This is a genomic window from Klebsiella ornithinolytica NBRC 105727 = ATCC 31898, assembly GCF_001598295.1.
Classification (GTDB): Bacteria; Pseudomonadota; Gammaproteobacteria; order Enterobacterales; family Enterobacteriaceae; genus Klebsiella; species Klebsiella ornithinolytica.
This window is the reverse complement of sequence record NZ_BCYR01000002.1, coordinates 1-17,752: the sequence shown is the minus strand read 5'-3', so window position 1 is coordinate 17,752 and position 17,752 is coordinate 1. Positions and strand designations below refer to the sequence as shown.

The 17,752-nt window shown below is 44.2% G+C and carries 10 protein-coding genes and 4 pseudogenes; 4 read left to right on the top strand and 10 right to left on the bottom strand.

Features of this window, described 5'->3' with window-relative positions; genetic code table 11:
* Positions 1 to 3: 3 nt before the first annotated feature.
* The 3 genes and pseudogenes from ROR01S_RS04065 to ROR01S_RS27445 all read right to left on the bottom strand — a co-directional run.
* Positions 4 to 1,281 carry a hypothetical protein gene (locus ROR01S_RS04065; protein WP_044350566.1) on the bottom strand — a complete coding sequence of 426 codons (1,278 nt, stop codon included), beginning with the start codon at positions 1,279 to 1,281 and terminating at the stop codon, positions 4 to 6.
* Positions 1,282 to 1,316: 35 nt separating this feature from the next.
* Positions 1,317 to 2,504, bottom strand: coding sequence for an ROK family transcriptional regulator (locus ROR01S_RS04060; RefSeq protein WP_004866608.1), 1,188 nt, complete (start codon positions 2,502 to 2,504; stop codon positions 1,317 to 1,319).
* Between the two features lie 732 nt (positions 2,505 to 3,236).
* Positions 3,237 to 3,382 (bottom strand): annotated as a pseudogene (locus ROR01S_RS27445) (integrase core domain-containing protein); the annotation flags it as partial.
* A 541-nt stretch (positions 3,383 to 3,923) separates the two neighbouring features.
* Here ROR01S_RS27445 and ROR01S_RS25765 point away from each other — a divergent pair.
* Both ROR01S_RS25765 and ROR01S_RS04045 read left to right on the top strand, forming a co-directional pair.
* A pseudogene (locus ROR01S_RS25765) lies at positions 3,924 to 4,151 on the top strand (DUF1272 domain-containing protein).
* 234 nt (positions 4,152 to 4,385) lie between these two features.
* A complete protein-coding gene (locus ROR01S_RS04045; protein WP_064359138.1) occupies positions 4,386 to 5,423 on the top strand; it encodes a putative phage abortive infection protein in 1,038 nt (345 codons plus the stop codon).
* A gap of 167 nt (positions 5,424 to 5,590) precedes the next feature.
* Here the strand turns inward: ROR01S_RS04045 and ROR01S_RS04040 are convergent, their stop codons facing one another.
* The 3 genes from ROR01S_RS04040 to ROR01S_RS04030 all read right to left on the bottom strand — a co-directional run bounded on the left by ROR01S_RS04040 (position 5,591) and on the right by ROR01S_RS04030 (position 8,708).
* A complete protein-coding gene (locus ROR01S_RS04040) occupies positions 5,591 to 6,952 on the bottom strand; it encodes a HEPN/Toprim-associated domain-containing protein (protein WP_064359137.1) in 1,362 nt (453 codons plus the stop codon).
* 698 nt (positions 6,953 to 7,650) lie between these two features.
* Positions 7,651 to 8,241 carry a putative adenosine monophosphate-protein transferase Fic gene (locus ROR01S_RS04035; RefSeq protein WP_081213129.1) on the bottom strand — a complete coding sequence of 197 codons (591 nt, stop codon included), beginning with the start codon at positions 8,239 to 8,241 and terminating at the stop codon, positions 7,651 to 7,653.
* A 5-nt stretch (positions 8,242 to 8,246) separates the two neighbouring features.
* On the bottom strand, positions 8,247 to 8,708 hold the full coding sequence (locus tag ROR01S_RS04030; protein ID WP_064359135.1) for a hypothetical protein: 462 nt from the start codon (positions 8,706 to 8,708) through the stop codon (positions 8,247 to 8,249).
* A gap of 289 nt (positions 8,709 to 8,997) precedes the next feature.
* Between ROR01S_RS04030 and ROR01S_RS04025 the strand changes: the two genes are divergently transcribed.
* Positions 8,998 to 9,534 (top strand): dihydrofolate reductase family protein, encoded by a 537-nt coding sequence (locus ROR01S_RS04025; protein ID WP_064359134.1) that lies wholly within the window; start codon positions 8,998 to 9,000, stop codon positions 9,532 to 9,534.
* A 360-nt stretch (positions 9,535 to 9,894) separates the two neighbouring features.
* Here ROR01S_RS04025 and ROR01S_RS04020 read toward each other — a convergent pair whose 3' ends face one another.
* The 3 genes and pseudogenes from ROR01S_RS04020 to ROR01S_RS04010 form a co-directional block, all read right to left on the bottom strand.
* A complete protein-coding gene (locus tag ROR01S_RS04020; protein WP_064359133.1) occupies positions 9,895 to 11,574 on the bottom strand; it encodes an SgrR family transcriptional regulator in 1,680 nt (559 codons plus the stop codon).
* A 19-nt stretch (positions 11,575 to 11,593) separates the two neighbouring features.
* Positions 11,594 to 13,192, bottom strand: a pseudogene (locus ROR01S_RS04015) (DUF927 domain-containing protein); the annotation flags it as partial.
* A 35-nt stretch (positions 13,193 to 13,227) separates the two neighbouring features.
* Complete coding sequence (locus ROR01S_RS04010; protein ID WP_047038894.1) at positions 13,228 to 13,443, bottom strand: AlpA family transcriptional regulator; 216 nt, start codon at positions 13,441 to 13,443, stop codon at positions 13,228 to 13,230.
* Positions 13,444 to 14,065: 622 nt separating this feature from the next.
* On the opposite strand from ROR01S_RS04010, the gene ROR01S_RS04005 reads away from it, so the two are divergent.
* The gene (locus tag ROR01S_RS04005) at positions 14,066 to 17,134 is read left to right on the top strand and encodes a DEAD/DEAH box helicase (RefSeq protein ID WP_064359132.1); all 3,069 of its coding nucleotides are present in this window, start codon (positions 14,066 to 14,068) and stop codon (positions 17,132 to 17,134) included.
* Positions 17,135 to 17,503: 369 nt separating this feature from the next.
* Here ROR01S_RS04005 and ROR01S_RS04000 read toward each other — a convergent pair.
* A pseudogene (locus tag ROR01S_RS04000) lies at positions 17,504 to 17,752 on the bottom strand (hypothetical protein); the annotation flags it as partial.

Here is a 17,752-nt window from a genome sequence, read left to right as displayed (position 1 = left end):
GTATTAGCAAATGGGCTTTTGGTAATGGTTGCCTGCGGCGTCGAAAAGCGACTGCTCCGCCCAGCCGTAGCAGTAATAGAGCAGATCGTCGCAGTCGCTCTGTTCTGCTGCATTAATCGCTTCCAGGAGCGCTGCCGGAGGCAGGTTCCACATCTGAATTCCGCTGTAAATGAAGGTGCCCGGCTGCGATTTTTCACGCACCAGATTGTTTTGCTGTTTTACAAATTCAATCGGGAAACCTTCTGCTTTGAACTGTTGATATGTGATGTCGTAGGGCAGGTTGAACAGGCGCATAAAGGCGCGAAAGGCGCTTTCACGCTGGGCGTCATCGTTGGCGAAATATTCAATGAGTCCCTGAACGTCCGCGCCGCCGCCGAGCTTATGGTAGGGGAAGTGTTTCAGGACCTTAGAGGAACGAGTCAGTGACTGATAGTCCTGACCTAAGATCCAGGAATAGGCTGGTGGCCAGAGATCGAGCCAAAGTTCGCTTTCCCCGGCTTCCCTGTCGCTGATTCCGGCCAGCAGGTTCTGTACAAAGCGAGAGACGCTATGCTGGCGAAACGCCATCCAGCGCTGCAGGAGCTCGTCATTTAATAAGGCATCGACCGTCGCCTCGTACTCGCCGGAGCGCATGTGAGCCGCCAGGGTTTCCAGACGTTGGCGTACCGCCTCGACATTGATGCCTGTCCGGGTCATTTCGCTCTGACAGTGCGGACAGAAACAGGTGAATAATCCTCTGGGGCTGACGCTCTTACCCGCCCAGTCGGGATAGCGGATGCGGTCAATCAGGAAAGTCGAATAACCATACTGTGCCTTGATAGCGCTGAAAGTCGCTATCCAGAGTTCAATAACGTCCGGGCCATTAGGACATAGCCAGTGTTCAACCGGGGTGCCGCGAAAATCGATCACCTGATTGTTTTCGATCTGTCCGGCAAAATCGCCGTTGAGAATATTAACCCAGGGGATCACTTTATAAGGACCGCTATCGGTTGCCTGCTTCAGATCCCGCAGAGGATCGGACTCCGCAACAATAGTGGGATCAACGCGCTGATTCAGCCGCTGTGGGGGCAAATCGAGTTTGACATGCAGCGTGGCGGTGCCTTGCACAAATTCATGTTTCGGATTGTGCGGCAGGCGGCCCGTGGGGTAAGGGTTGCGTTCAAAAATCGTGTTGACCTCAACAAAGAGGCGATCGACGCCGTTCATTTTAGTAATACGTTCAAGTATTGAGTCGACGCCTTCATCAAGGATATCGTGTGGGTGTAGATGGATCCCGGCCATTTTCGGCTCCTTATTGTTCTGGCTGCTGGTGGTATTTAGATAAGCTGTGTGTCCGGCATAAATTGAATCGATGGGTAGACCGCATGGAGCGCCAGCATAGCCATTCCGTATAGCGGTGCTTTTTCTTTTAATTCAGAAAGTTCGACGGATACACGGGTATTGGCAAACAGATGCCTGTCGAGATTGGCCTGTACTCTTGGCATGAAGAGTTCAGCGGATTGCGAGACGCCACCCGTAAGAATGACTTTCTCAAGGTTGGCTATTGTCACCATGTTGAGAATGCCGATGGTTAAGTAGTCCGCCATCTCCTCCAGCAACATAGCGGGTAGTGTTTCACCCTGGGCGGCGGCGATAAGTATTTCATGGGCGTTCATGCTTTGGCCGCTTAGCGCGGACATTCTCTCTTTGAGCCCGGAGCCGGAGCAGTAATTTTCGAAGCAGCCCTTATTTTTCCAGTTCTGAGTCAGATGGTTGCGTTCGAAGAGCATATAGCCAATTTCACCGGCAGCATTATTGATGCCCCGGATAATTTTTCCATCCATCAGCAGCGCCGAGCCCAGCCCGGTGCCAATACCAATAAGCGCGGCGCTATGAACGTGGCGACATTTTCCTTTCCACATTTCGCCGATCAGCGCTGCGCGAATATCGTTTTCCAGCACCACTCTGATATTCAGGCGCGCGTTTAATTCATCGGCAAGCGGAATGTTGTCCCACTCAGGCAGGTTAGGGGAACCTTCCAGAACCGTTCCGCTGCGATAATCAACGATGCCCGGTGTGGCGATGCCGATCACTTTTAGCTTGTCACGAGGTATATGATTCTGTTCAATAAATGACTCAATACTGGCGCTGAACAGATCGAGAAATTCCCGACGGGTTGTGACGTCATAGGTCGACTCCTGATGCTGCGCCAGCAGCTCCGCATTGAGATTAAAGAGTGAGAAGGTGATTTTAGTTCCACCTAAATCAATGCCGATACCGAGCCCATGGTTGGGATCAAAGTTAACCAGAATACCTTTGCGCCCCAGGCCGGCGTCTTCGCTGACGCCGCTCTCATAGATAATTTTCTCTTCCAGCAGATCGCTCACGATTTCAGAAATCGTTGCTTTAGTGATGCCAGTAACCTTGGCTATCTGGGCGCGAGAAAGGGGGGAGTTCTCACGGATGACGTTGAGGACTACGGAGGCATTCATCTGCCTTAAGGTGTTGGGAACATTCAGCTTCAAAGTGCCATTCCTTTAGTTTGTAAACTAAACTAATTAATCGAAAAAATGCTTATTTAGCTCGTTAAAAACACATTACATCTTTTTTAAGCGGCTTATAAAGCGTTATTTTTGATCATATAGTTTGCTTTGTATATTTTATGAAAGGGATCACATAATGAGGAGGAGGCGATTGTCGGGCTGATATGAGAGTCGCGAGGTAAGTCACCGAACGAACTTTTTTTAATCAATTACCTATGGTAAGAGTAGCGGAATATCTGCGCACGGTTTCTGAAATTATCCTGTGAACCGTCATGGCTGCTAAAGCCGAAAATGATCAAAGCTCACTTAATGAAATGAGGTTTATCAGCCAGTTATTTCATTAATTTGCATGGGTAACGCATCCAGCTTTCGCATAGTCAGGCTTCTTTTAGACCATTTGGCATCCCCGTGCAGAGAAGTAATGACTCTGCGGCTCCACGTAATGACCAGGTTTTCAGCCTGAAACCGCTCCAGTATTTGGCCGATGCATTGATGTATTCCCGCGTCAGGGTCCAGATACCGCTGAGCGTTTTTGCGCCCCGGTATGGAACGCGAAGCTTCATCAAATGCCGTTTCATCCCTGTAAACTGAACCAAGACAAAGCAAAATGTTATCACCCGCTTTATGACCCTGGCCCAAAATCAGTTCAGTGCTACATCAGAGATCCGGATCTTTTTGCAGACTCCGGATAACTTCCTCTGGTGTCTGGTTATTTTATGATGAACAGGGGCGTTGTTGGTTATATTCATGTTGCCAGCAGTCTCTCCTCTCTTGAGCATCTTCGGGGACAGGAACCAGTGTACATTCAGACATTCATCGCGAAGGCTACCATTAAATGGCTCGACCAGTTCGTTGTCTGTGGCGGTTCATACCTCAAAAACAAGAAAGCTTTATGAGGTGCCTAAAAGGTTCGGATTTAATGAGTTCTCTTCGGACTTCGCGGGACAAATTCAAGGCACAAAAAAGCCCGCAGGGCTTGCGCCGTGCGGGCTCTCAGGACTTCATCGGATGACTCTGGTAATCACCGATGGAGAATTTTGGGCTGGCGTCCTTGTAATTGGTAGGGGAGGTAGTTGAGTTTGTTGGGGATTTTGATTTTTTGCGGGGAAGGGAAGGCGCAAAAAGAGTGGCGATGATGTTGATATGGAAGAGGTTTTTGCATCTTATTGATTTTTAAGCTGATTGTTGAGGGCTGGGTTTTGCGTGTTGGTTGAGGCTTTGGTGGAAGATAAATGCTAGTCGTTCGTTTCCTGAAGTTAACGTTTCTTTCGAATAGTTCGCTCTCTTGATTTTTCCTGACTGTAGACCATGCTCACCTAATACACACTAACAACTGAAGGCGATACAGGTAGTTTGCCTTTGATATATCTAATGATGTCCCTTTAACAATAAGAGAGCACCATGCTTGAACTCCGTCCTAATTGCGAATGCTGTGATAAAGATCTTCCACCTGAATCAAAAGAGGGATACATCTGTTCATTCGAATGCACATTTTGCGTCGATTGCGTGACCCAACGACTTAATGGCCAGTGCCCGAACTGCGGAGGGGATCTGCTGTGACGTCCAATACGCCCCGAAGTATCCCTCCTGCGACACCCTGCATCCAGTCAGCGTCACTATAAAAAGTAGAGATGAAAACTATGTTCGCTTCTTGCTTATAACGGCCTGAGTGATCCCGCTAGCTGTCCGCTTAGAGCCAGGAGCGGACGTAACACATATCGCATTGAGTTGAAGAATGGTTCCCGCGTTGTGAAAACCACAGTAAAAATCACATGATGTTGTCAACAATTACTTGTTATAATACATGCCTATAGACGTAGGTCTAAAAATTAAAACCTAAGCAATGCTATTAGGAATAGATAGATGCTAAGCAAAAAAGAAAACACAGATAAGGCAGAAACTAATTCGGATAAAAAAACAGGTAATAAAGATAAAGTAAACTGGCTTTTGTGTGGGACTATTCTGATCATGATTGCGTCATTTGGTCTTTATTTATTTGAATTCCATTCACCTCTATCTAACAATCATACAAAGTGGGGAGAATTCGGTTCATATTTTGGTGGTGTCACCGGTCCATTAGTAAGTGTTATGGCATTTATCGGACTACTCAAATCAATTAGTTTGACAAAAAAACAATTTGAAATACAAAGTCAAGAGAGTACTTTCTTTAATCTACTTAACTTTCATGCTTCTAAAGTTACAAAAATATATTCTGAGACCACTGGGGAGACTGATGCCTTTAAACACCTCTGTGAAAAATACAATGAAATATATGAATCCAGGTGCATTTCCATAGCATTGAATGGTATTGTAAAAAATCAACAAAACTTGCCAGCATATATATACCATAATTTTATAAAGTATTTTTTTACTTTAGATGATAACTTGACTATTGAAGAGATAAAATTACGGCTTTCACAATATCTAAAAAAATTTGATAATAAGCAGTCAATTCTCAATGATATAAACTTAAAGAGAGGGAATATTAAAGATCATGGTAAATACACATTAATTGAAGTAGGACGTGATCTGGTAAGAGATATGAGTGCTGACGAGAGAGTCAAAGTTTTAAGAGATACGTTCAATGGGTTTTATGACGAATTAGGGCATGTATCAGGCTCATATATTAGAAATATTTATTACATACTTTCTCATGCTAATGAGTCTATTTATGGAGATAAATATGCAAAAATATTTAGAGCTCAGTTATCTCGTTATGAATTGGTCATGATTTTCCTAAATATGTCAAGTAGTTACTGCAAGCCGGACTTTATTTACCTCATCAAGAAATTTGATATATTAAATGGACTATATATTAATGATCTATGTTACAATCCAACTAGCGAAATGTATAAAGATGATCTGAATGATATTTACTTGCATTCAGATGAAGCGCAATAAAAAGTAATCTCTTACTGAGTTTTTAGAATTGCATAATGTTTGCGCACAAAACTTCGTTAGTTAAAACCTAAGTAGTGCAGGATCAGTTAATACCATTTCTGTCCGGCAATATTAATTACTTGCCGGACGGAAATCATAAAAAATAAAATAAACCACTCTCTTTTAAATCAAATTCTTTCTTCAGTCCATAAGTTCGGGTAATGGTTGTTAATTTCTGAAATCCGTATTTCACCAGCCACTTTCGAGCAGGTCTCAATAATTGCTTCAAGTAAAACTTCAAGTTTACTGATATCATATCCACTTTCAAGAAGATTCGAATCCGACATAGCAAGAAACCGGTTAGCATAATACTCTTTGAATTCAAGCGCACCATGATACAGCCCAGTTTCTTTTTTATAGTTAGTCCATCTTATTGAGTGATTATCATATTCACTGTAACTCAGATCAAGATAACACTCGATAGCAGCCGCCGTTTTATTAATATTAGCGAGCGTAAGGCCATCAGGACCACGTGATGGGAAACTTTCAAAGTCTTGAAGATCTGGAAGGCACATACAACTCATGTTGTGAGGCAGTCTCATCTTCATTATTTTGTTAAAGCCTTCAACACCTTCACAGTCATTATCAAAAAGAAACACAATCTGATTCTGAATATCAATTTTTACCAATCCTTCAGCAAACTTTGATAACCCTCCAGTGCCGGGAAAGGGATGGCCAGAAGTCACGTCGATGAAACGAAAGAAGTCTGCAACGCAGGGCTTGAGTAGTCGGAAAGCCTTTTGCAATATATGTGAGTCTGAGTAGCCTTCAGTAGCGATAAGAAATGAATCTTCACGTCTGATCTCGGTTTTTATTTCATTAATATTGACCCATCCGTTAGCAACTATCTCTCCATAGTCCCATTCTACATACTCAGTGTTGTTGTTTTCGTTTTCACTCAGGATCCTGATTACTGAGTAAGGATTCATGAAATTTACAATACTAATGAATGCAGACTTTTCAGACCAGAAGAAGTTTTCATTAGGATCGTAACAAGGAATTCTTTTCAATGTGGTTTCTGTGAATTTTATTTTTATAAAGTCCTGAATTTGTGAACGATTAGAATAATCATATTCAATATGGTTATCCTTAAGATCTTTGAGGCTATATTGCTTAATAAATATCAAAAAATCATCAAAACTAAATAAATTCTCTATAGGTTCATACTCGTCTGGAAATGATTCCATCATCCCCTTTCTTTCTTGAGCTTCATTATTTACAATATTTTGATATTCAGCTCGAATAGCATCAAGTGTAAACCCCAGTAACTCAGCCCGCTTGGCTACTTCTGAAAGAGGCTTACGGAGTACTGTCCACTGAAGACGTCTTTCATCATCTATCTCATCAGTTTCTTCCATACCATACCGATCATACTGCGGGATCATAATATGGTCGGTTGACTGAAACAGGGAGCCATGATCAATGCCCAGACTATTTTTACTCCAGACCAGCGTTGAACCAGACACCTTAAGTGAAATTTCTGTTCCCATAGAGCCTCATTTTGAATGAAGATAATCAGTGAGTTAAAATTCGATATAGCATATGACATCACTTCATACCATTAAATCACAAGAGCTATGATGAAATAAAAATAAAATGAGTAGCTCTCCAAAAAGAGCATACTAAGGAAAAATACCTATGATCGGCGGCCTGTTGACCAGTGTTCAACCATGTGAGTGATGTACCCTCGGTGGTGAAACCAATTGTGAACTTCCGCTACTCGCTCACAGCGGACATCACCGCCTTGCTTTAGGTCCGCTTCGTGCCCTGGCTGTGTGAAAACTCTACCTAAAAACCGAAGTGCGTGAGGTTATGCAAAATCAGGAGTCGACCGACTGGTCAACTGTTTCAAATGCTAAGTAGGCGCGCCTTTTTCGGCTCTGTTCTACACAATTTCTGCTATCGCTAACGTTTTCACACAGCCTGTGCTAAAAGCGGAGCTTAGTGCTAAAATCTGCACCGTTTGTTTCATAATCTTATTTCTTTGAAAATTGCTATTTCATTTTTAGATTTCATAGTTAAGTCTTGGAAAGGTTACTGTAATGCAGTTACACTTTTTATTGTTTGCTTAAGGCTATTACTTTTTGTTTATCAAAAATTATTCGTAAAAATAAAGGGCGCATCTATTTTCCTTTAATTGCACCCACCTTTTAAATACACCTTGGTCATTCCTTAAGGGGAGGGCATCTCATGCACAAACTGTAACTATGCGCCTAAATATCTCAGCCATTGGTCCATAGTTTACATAAACACCGTCTATATTAGCTTGAACCCATTCATTTTGATCTATATCTCCCCAATCAAGATCGTAACCGGCTGCTAAAGATAGATGCTCAAATAACAATCTTTGAACTCTTCCGTTACCCTCTCGGAAAGGGTGTATCATATTAAATTCGCAGTAATATTCAGCAACTTTGTCGCAGAACTCATCTTTAGAAAGATTTGACAGCCAATTATCATTCTCTAATTGAGTGAATAATTTATTAGCTTCAGCAGTTATCCTTCCTGTGTTACAAAATCGTGTGCCTCCTTTTGAAATATCTACGCTACGCAGTTCCCCTGCCCATTCATATAACTCTGAAAAAAGTTGAAGGTGAAGGTGTTGCATATATTCTAGGTCATATGGTGGTCGATTAAATACTATTCTTCGCGCTGTTATAGCAGTAATATCTCTTTCTGCTCTTTCAAGCATCTCCATATCTATAATGTCGAGCTTGTTTTTCAGTGTGACTGTACCTCGATAACAATAATGATCGTTGCTTGCATCATATTTGTCCATGATAATTACCTTTTGTATTTTTTTAATACATTTTCCAGAGATGATTTCTCATCTAATATATCAATATTAATACCTTCAAGTTTTGAGCTGTCTTTAAATTTCTTTAATTTTGTTCTCTCATAATATGTATACGGATCAAAAATACTTGAACAAAAAACAAAAATAAATGAATCAACCTTTTTCTTTAACTCAGTCTGGTTTTTTGCTTTAATTTTTATTGTAAGAATTGTTGAAATTTCTTTTTTTGATTCTTTGAGGCTCGTTTTATTATAGGCAGACTCTAATGCCTTCTTATTAGAAGGGATAATGATTTTGAGGTTTTGTATTTTACTGAAAAAAGAATTCCACCCTTTAACCTCAATCTTGTTGCCAAGCTCTTTTTCAAAGATATTCTTTAGCTCAAGGTACGAGCCGTATGCTCTTAGCTCATTTATATTAGATGCTTTCAATATTTCGCTTGTTTTCATATCGATTAACACCCTCATCAAGAATTTGGGCTCTATTATACAATTATCTAGAGAAAGATGCTCATAGATTTTATGGTGTAAGGAACTGATATCCGTTAAATAGAGGACGGAATACTAACCTGTTCCCTATGAATAAACACTCAGAGTGTTACTAAAGCCCATAAACGAATGAGATCGACCGCTCCTCGCTGATAGCGGGCCTTCCGCTTAGATAACTTGCCCGATTCGTGCCTGGAGCAGACATTGCTAAACTCAACGAGATATATGCAACCTGAATACGGAGCACTTGATGATTACCACACATGTTTTCATCGCGGTCAGTCTTGATGGTTATATCGCTCGACAGGATGGCGATATCGACTGGCTGTTGAAGCGCGATGACCCGACAGAAGACCATGGCTATGCCGCATTCATCGCGGACAAAGATTGGATCATTATGGGGCGAGGCAGTTATGAGAAGGTGCTGACTTTTGACGAATGGCCTTATGATCGGCCCGTGCTGGTGCTTTCCCGGCAGCTAACCGATACCCCCGTGCCCAAGGCGCTGAAGGGTAAAGTGCAGTTTTCATGCCGCACGCCAAGGGAGGCTCTTGCTGACCTGATGGAGAAGAACGTGCACCGGGTCTATATCGATGGTGGGCAGTTAATACAGTCGTTCCTGCGCGAAGGTCTGGTTGCCGATATCGTTATCACAACTGTTCCTGTTCTGCTCGGTTCGGGAAAACCGCTGTTTGGAGTACTGCCCCATGATATCGATTTGACGCTATTATCCAGCCGCAGCTTCCCTTCGGGTCTGGTGCAGTCGCACTATCGGCTGACGTCATAAGCTGAATCTAAGCATAGTGGCGACCTCCGCTAAAGCGAGAAAATGCCCAGTTGCCAGCGGTACTGTTTTACTTCTACGACCTTGCTTCAGTTCGCTGAAAAAGTAGTGCATCAGAGAACGGGCCTACAAAACCCAGGATCTGGCTCGTGCCGATATCTTCGATGGCATTGACCTGTTCAGCAATCGGAGCCGGCGGTAAAGTCATCTTGGGGCGTCAGTACAGCGGTCTTTGAATAGGCTCCGTCGTAAGGACGTTGCCAATGCAGATGACCAAACGTTCCTCCACCCCAAATCCCGCACTTCTCTCCCTTACCCTTAAAGGCCTTTAAAGGCCCTTTAGCGAGCTTTTGCGGGCGTGCATTATTCGAGCCAAAGTTGGCTAAAATCCGGCCATCCCAGCGTATTTAAATCCCGCCAGGTAAATGACTTCTCGGTCGCAAATTCCATCCAGTGATGCAGCAAAGGAATGACATATCGCTGATGGGTCATCTCATGGAAAAAGGCGGCAATGGTGGCGAACACCTGTTCATCGTCGCTGTTCAGAATCGTCGGCAACAGGGCGTTCAGGTTTTGTCGCTGGGCTTCAGGCAGACGCGTTAACAGCGTGGTGGACGCCAGCCATTCCAGAAACGCCGGAACCGAAAGGGTATCGAGCATAAAGTTACTGAGCCAGATATCCGCAGGGGGCCGCGGCTGGCCGTTAAAGCGGTCAAATGCGTCGATCCGTATTTCGGCGCGAATATGCCAGCGCTCAAGCAGGCGGCGAATCGCTCCGGCAAGCTCCACCAGTTCCGGTTGCTGAAAGGTGCTGATGATAACCGGCTGACGCAGGTTAAACGGCGCGGTGACCCCGCTAAAATCCACCGGGCGGTGGTTACACTGCGGCAGCATGCCCTGAGCCACGGAGAGAATGCGCGCATATTCATCGGGAAGCTGCGTCTGGCTGAGGAGTTCGACAGGTTGCAGCAGGTAATTGATAAACCGTCTTCCGGCCTCATCTGCAAAGGCACCGTCACCGTCGAGCAGCACAAAGCAGCAGCCCTGCTCCAGACTACGCTCGTTGAGCGGGCGATCATCCTGCGCCTCTTCGCCCCGCAGCAGGGGAATAAAGCTCATGCTGATATGCTCCGGCGCCCAGGTGAAAATGGTGATCTCATCCAGTCCGGGCCGCGCCTGGTGCCAGTGTTGATTGCGCCGCAAAACCATAAAGTTGTCGCTGTGCTCCTGCAGGTGGAAAGCGCCGGTACAGCGGATGTGTCCATGCTGGTAATCAAACAGCATCGTTGGCTGGGTGGCGAGCAGGCAGTCGAGCCGTCTGACCGGATGGTGCGTTTCAATCACCAGATGCCAGGGGGCGTCAGCGGTGATGGTTTTGATTGGGCTGAAAAGTGGGGTGAACTGCGGGCTCTGGCTGGCGGCGAGCAGGCAGCGCTGAACGGCGCTGGCATCCAGTTCGCTGCCATCGGCAAAGCGGGCGGTGGATTTCAGCCAGAACTCCCAGCGGGTAAAGTCGTCGTTGTGGGTCCAGTAGTGGGCGATATCGGGGACGATCCTGCCCTGCACTGCATCATAGCGCGTCAGCCCGCTCAGGCACTGGCGCAGGAGGTGGCGTTCGGTTCGTCGCAGGGGGACGAGCGGATTAAGCGGATCCAGATTGCGGTAGTAGGGGATGCGCACCCGCGTTTCGCTGCTTTTATCCTGTACCCCAAAGCGCCACAGGCTCAGGCGATCCAGCAGATACTTGTCGTTGCCGATAAACCGCAGCACGTTGCCGTAATCCTGCTTCTCCAGCAGTTTATTGACGTTCTGGCTGAACAGTTTTTCCGGCGAGGTTAACAGATGGAGCCGTGAGCGCTTGCCGCGTCCGCGCTGCGGCTGCCAGTCGAGCCATTTTTCCTGATGCATCTTCTTCAGCGCAATCCGGCAATTACGCACTGAACAGCCGAAGATGGCGGCGATCTCCTGCATCTGTAATTCGTGCGTCTGACCTGCACCGTAGCGGGCGTGCAGCCTGCGAAAATGCGCCTCGAAGATACTCATATGATGGCCTCCCGCCGAACGCGATTTCCTCTTTTATCCCTTTCTGATGGTTTCCGGCATTCTCCGGCATCAGGGCGGTCTGGTAGCGGCGAAGCAACTCTCTTGCCAGCATGGTGCTGGCGTCCAGGTCGCTGGTGAGGAAGGCCAGCCAGGCACGAAAGGCGGTGCCGTGGAAGCGGGCCACCCGGTCGCAGAGGGCATCGGCAAATTGCTGGTCGCTGGCAAAGCCGTGTAGCTGCTCAAATGCGCCATGCTGCCCGGTGTCGCTGGGGATTTGTACCATGCGCACGTCCATTCCGGCGTAGAGGCGCTCGCCGGCGCGTTCGGTATGTTCCGCCAGCGACAGCTCCCCGGTGGAGAACAGCAGCAGCGTCCAGTGCCTGCGGTTACGCACTTCGCCATCGGTGCGGGCACGCCCCTTGCCCTGGCCGTTCGCCAGCATATAGGCAATCATCCCGGCTTCACGCGGGTCCACTTCGCGCAGTTCATCGAGCGGCAGCAGGGCATCGTTGTGGCGGCTGGCAATTCCTTCCAGCGCATTCCCGGTGGCCCGCCAGGAGTGCCAGTAATCCGTCCCGCCACAGACGGAAGCGGCCACTTTCATCACCGTGGTCTTACCGTCAGTGGACTCACCGCGCAGATGAAAGCCTCCGCCGCCCGTTCCTGTCAGGCGCAGCAGCGGGGCGGCCAGCGCACAGCAGACGGCAAAGATCAGCCGTGAATTGCCTGCACAGAGTGCGGTGACCTGCTCCTGCCATTCCGCCAGCGTACCGGACTGTGCAAAGCCGCCAGTCAGGTAGTGGCTGCCCTGAAGAATGACATTTTCGCCACCGGGACCGATAACTTCATCCGGCAGCACATACACGCCGTTGTGCCAGCCGGTTTTCTCCACGCAGGTGACCCGGCGTCCGGGGAGTGACCGCGAGATGTACTCGCACAGCAGGCTGCGCAGGGCGGGGCGGGTGGAGATATAGGTCAGGCCGTTCTCCAGCAGGATGCGCCGCAGCTCCTCGCCGTTGCCGCTGAGCATTGCCATCGGCATAGCCCAGCGCCGCAACTGCCCGGTGGTGGTGTGCCATTCCAGCAGGCGGCCATAGCTGCCGTCATGGCTGTCGCAGGTGATGGCGGTGACGCGCAGCGGGGAACAGATGCGCTGGGGCTGGACGTCGCTTTCACCGTCGCGGCGTTCGGTGAGCTTATCAAACCACAGCGCCTCTTCATCGAGGCGGAAGTGAGCCGGCAGGATGTCGGAGGGCCTTTCCTGCCGCAGGCGTTCAAGCTGCCCGGTCCAGTTCTCCAGCAACTCACCGTCAGGAGTCATCAGCCGGGCCATCTGCACACCTGCGTGCGCCAGTTTTACGGTGATTTGCAGCAACTCCTCTTCGCGGATATCGCCGGTGCGGAGTACCCGGACGTAGAGCGTGTCGGGCCTGATTATGGTCAGGTTGTCCAGATCGGCCAGTTCATCCGGGCCGAGTACCACCGGGGGAATATCATCTTCCCGGTCGGGATCTTTTCGCCACATGCGTGAGGTCTCCCATGCCAGGCTTCCGGCAAGGATCACCACTTCGAGCGTGCGGTCGGGAGACTGCTTGTTGAGGAAGGGGGCACGTTTCATGATGGGGTATCGGTCGGCTCATCCCTGAGCATGGATTAACGGATGGCAGCGCGGCGCTGCTGCCACTGGCGGATTTCAGCGGCATCGAAAACCACCAGTCGGGAAGAGAGGTGGACGGGGCGGGGAAAGTCGGTGTCTTTAATCAGGCGGTAAACCGACGATTCGCTCATCGCCAGAAACTGGACCACCTGCCGCATACGCACGTTGCCGCTTTCGGGAAAAGCATCGTTACTGTCAGCACGGGTTTTCATGATTGCACCTCACGGGAACAGAGTGTCGGAGCGGTTATAGCGCGGAACGGGGAGGAGAGGTATAGGTCCGGGTGAAAAAGTTAAGTCCGGATAGAAAATAGAGAGTCCGAGAAGAAAAATCTCTGCTATCAGAACTAGTAGAGATTTAATTAATCTATTGAAATCAAATGGATTTATTATATATGTTTTTTGTCGAGAGTATGTATGTTCAGGTTAACGGATGGCAACGCACGACTACAAATACTTATAGTTGTTCACACTATTCTATCCCCTGGGCAGCAAATGGCGAGCACCTGATACTTTATATTTAACTCTCCCTTGTTGCTTTTTTGAAGAGGAACGATATTTTCGCTCCAGATGACGTAAGGTACGTGCCTCGTGGCAGGGGCTAATGCTTCACGCTAAGACACCCATAGCATAGAGATAGCTATGTGAATTCGGCTAACAATGAAAGTTTAGAGAAGTGCTAGAATATTGTTTTGGCAAGAATACTTAGAAAATGTTATAAAATTTAGCATAAAAAAGTTATAACAAAAACGTGATCTAAGTCAAAAATATTGTGTTGCTTTATTAAGAAAGATGTAACGGACTCACACATATCTAAAAGCTGTGGAGATAGTAAATGGGCGTAGAAGTTCCAGATTCAATAGTCTCTATGTTACGAGATTGTCAAAATGATAGTATTAAGACTATATCAAATTATTTAGACGAATCATCAAAAGGCGCTTGCCTTATTAGTTTACCTACTGGTTCAGGTAAGAGTGGTGTTATATGCTGTGTGGCTCATTATAGTAAAATTGATAAAATACTGGTCGTAAGTCATAGACGTGCTGTATGTAATCAATTATACAGACAACTAAAGGGAGGTTTTTTTGAGAAAATCTTGCAAGATGAATATGAACCATCATTAGTAAAAAAGAATGTTATTAATGGTATCTCGTTAGATGTTCTTGATGGTGTCTATTGTACAACATTCCAAAAGCTTACAAGTTTATCGGAAGAGGATGTAAATCAACTTAAAAATTCTTTTAAATTAATACTTATAGATGAAGGTCATGCTGAACCATCACCACAATGGGGTTCTGTTATTAGAAAGTTTGAATCAAAGAAAATAATCATAACAGCAACTCCTTATAGAAACGATCTTTTCAGTTTTGATATAGATGTGAAACATACCTTTATATATACATATAAGAAAGCTATAAATGATAAGGTTATAGTTAAACCAACATTTGAGGAGATTACTTCTGAGCAATTGATACATAAAATATTAGACTTTAGGGCAAAATATCCAGATGTTGTTTGTATTGTAAAGTGCCGAAACTTCGATGATATTTGTAAATATTATTCCCTTCTTAAGGACACATTTAAAACACTTGCAATCCACGACCGTTTTAAAGATGAACCTCTAGATGATAACTTGCACTATGTCCCAGCTAAAATTGACGAACTTGAGTATGAAGTTTACATTCATCAACGTAAACTTGACGAGGGAATAGATCTCCCGCAGGCGAAGATACTAATTCTTACTTATTCGGTCGGTAGTGGTAAGGAGCTGGTTCAAACAATTGGTCGGGTTGTGAGAGTATTTCGTGATTATAATCCAATTGTATTTGAGTTAGGAAATAGTAAAAACATTAGACTCTGGGATAACTATATTGAGTTTGATGACTATATATCAGATAAATCTTCAGCTGAAAAATTCTTAAATACACTAAATACAGCTTCTTTGCTAGAAAGTTATTTGGATGCTTTCCCTGAACATAGTTATTTTGAATCTTCGTATAAAAAGAAATTCAATTTCTCGGAGTTCGAACCTGCAAGATCCCTAGTTATACCTTTAGCATCGGTGTGCTTTATAAATAAACTTCCAAATTTTGATTTGGCAGACTTTATAGATAAAATTTATTGGGAATTTACTAGAGAGGGAGCTTTGTCGAAATATGATAAAGAGACTGGAGTGATAACTTCTGTTTGTTTTAATAATTCTAAATTTTTAGTTGATAGATTGTTCTTTGAACCTTCCTTAGAAATTGTTATAGCAAAAGATCTTGGGAATTTAGTTGCTATATTTGATAGTAGTGGTCGTCGATTTAATCATAGGACTGACCTCAATTTAGGTAGAGCGGTCAATTCCGATATTCTTTATAAGGTATTTTCTCAAACGGAAAAATCCAGAACAACACAGGCAACATCTCGTGCATTATTGGGAAGTTCATTAAAAGCTGAAGGGATCGCCTACATTGGTGAGAACCTAGAGAGTACAAATCATCCACAATCAAATTCAAGTTATGCTGTGACTACAGCAAAGGGTTCTAATTTAAATATAGATGATAAAATTGCATCCTCATATTATTTAGGAATCGGTTCTGGTAGGATTAGTGATCAAAAGTTTCGAAATTTTGACTACGATAGTTTTTGTTCATGGATTGATGAGATTAAATTTACATTCGATAGCAATAATAAACTGAGAAGTAATTTTTTGAGTTCTTTCTCTCAACCTATTGACGGAGCTCCGGATGAGGAACCTATATCCTGTGTAATTGACTTTAGTGGTATACATGGTGTCATTGAGTTGGAACATTCTAATTGTAGGGTTTTGGTTCAGAATACGTTTTTATTTAAAATGTATAATAGAGGCGTTTCTTTTTTTAGATTTGAAGATATCAACATGAGGATTCTTAAAGAAATACCCTCGCCATTTATATTTAGATTGTCTGATTATAAACAGTATGTTTCATCATGTTTAAACAATAAAATAGTCTTTAATTTTAAAGGTGATGAATTTAAAGTTAATGTAAATGGGGTTAATATATACGTAAATGGGACCATTATATCACCTGAAAATGTTTTTAACGCCAATACAGTTAAATTGTTATTTAACAAAGGTGTGACTTTTTTGAATGGGATGTTTTATAAGTTTCAACTACCTTCTGAAAGCGGAGAGATAAGTCAAGCCATGCTTGATAAGATTTACCCATTAAAATGTCTTTCTAAAGATACATTAAATGAAAAGGACATTCCGAATTTAACACAAACTGCATTTGGGGTAAATTCAATATTTAGTCTGATTGATAATCTATCAAATGTGAAAAATAATAATCCGACGATCTCTGAACTTGGAGAGTTTTATGAACATATCCCTGACGTCGATATGATCTTATGTACAGACATGGATACTGAACCTGCAGATTTTGTAATTTCTTCGAAAAGTAAATTAGTATATGTTCATGTAAAATGCGGTAAAACCATAAATCCAGAATCCTCTGCTGGGGCTATAACAGAAGTTGGAAGTCAAGCATTAAAGAATATACATTTCTTGATCTCTCAAAATTCGTCCCTTGAGTTTGCAAATCTTTCAAGATTGAAAAAATGTTGGCCAAGTGATAGCGGAAATGACAATGGTATAAAACTTAATAGCCGCATTCGGTTATACAATAAAACATTTGATATTAATCATTCATTAGAAGATGTTCTTGACTTAATTAAACATCGCCGCTCCATGATATCTGTTAGAAAAGAAATATGGATTGTTATAGGTAATGCTTTTTCGAAAAAACATTTCGAAACCCAATTTTCTGGGCTAGGGAAAATATCCCCTGAATCATTGCAAGCATATCAACTTATAGATACATGGCTTTTGCAGGCATCAAGTTATGATGTCGATGTTAAATTTTTTGTTTCGGATTAAATGAAAATCTAGTAGGATATTAAAATTAACCCACTTAAAGTTATACCAAGTGGGTTAATTTGATATAATATGATGGTGTTTAAAGTAAATTATTATAGTTTGTTATTTAAGCAGAATATGCGGTTGATATTAACTGCCCAAGATTAGTTATTAGCGTTGTATGTTAAATGGATTTTTAAGTTTATGCGTCTATGAGTTAATGCTGATTGGGGAATTTTTGAGTTGACAGTATTCTTGTGTTGATTTTAATGAATTTATCCAATTATCACTCGGTATATCATAATACTCATACCAAACAGATAATAAATATTGATAATTTAAATGGTTAATTACGCCACCTATTTTAACTCTTATACAAACTACGGCCACCTACGTTTCCTTCTCCCTTCCCATCTTCAGCACCTCATAAAACGTCCCCCTCCCAAGCCCATCCGACGGCAATTCCTGTGCCTGATCCAGTGTCTTCAGCTTGCGAAGTATCCGATCCGAAGCCGGTTTATCAGACGTCCCATACCGTCCGTCAGTCTCCTCAACCAGAAGCTGAACCAGCAGCCAGCAGAGTCGGGCAGTATTCTCCCGTGCCTTATCGCGTTTATGCATCCCACGCAGGGAAGGTTG

What these genes read in the sequence shown, in the direction of transcription:
- ROR01S_RS04065 (WP_044350566.1), bottom strand. Translation starts at nt 1,281, where the DNA reads ATGGCCGGGATCCATCTACACCCACACGATATCCTTGATGAAGGCGTC.
- ROR01S_RS04045 (WP_064359138.1), top strand. Translation starts at nt 4,386, where the DNA reads ATGCTAAGCAAAAAAGAAAACACAGATAAGGCAGAAACTAATTCGGAT.
- ROR01S_RS04040 (WP_064359137.1), bottom strand. Translation starts at nt 6,952, where the DNA reads ATGGGAACAGAAATTTCACTTAAGGTGTCTGGTTCAACGCTGGTCTGG.
- ROR01S_RS04035 (WP_081213129.1), bottom strand. Translation starts at nt 8,241, where the DNA reads ATGGACAAATATGATGCAAGCAACGATCATTATTGTTATCGAGGTACA.
- ROR01S_RS04030 (WP_064359135.1), bottom strand. Translation starts at nt 8,708, where the DNA reads ATGAAAACAAGCGAAATATTGAAAGCATCTAATATAAATGAGCTAAGA.
- ROR01S_RS04025 (WP_064359134.1), top strand. Translation starts at nt 8,998, where the DNA reads ATGATTACCACACATGTTTTCATCGCGGTCAGTCTTGATGGTTATATC.
- ROR01S_RS04020 (WP_064359133.1), bottom strand. Translation starts at nt 11,574, where the DNA reads ATGAGTATCTTCGAGGCGCATTTTCGCAGGCTGCACGCCCGCTACGGT.
- ROR01S_RS04010 (WP_047038894.1), bottom strand. Translation starts at nt 13,443, where the DNA reads ATGAAAACCCGTGCTGACAGTAACGATGCTTTTCCCGAAAGCGGCAAC.
- ROR01S_RS04005 (WP_064359132.1), top strand. Translation starts at nt 14,066, where the DNA reads ATGGGCGTAGAAGTTCCAGATTCAATAGTCTCTATGTTACGAGATTGT.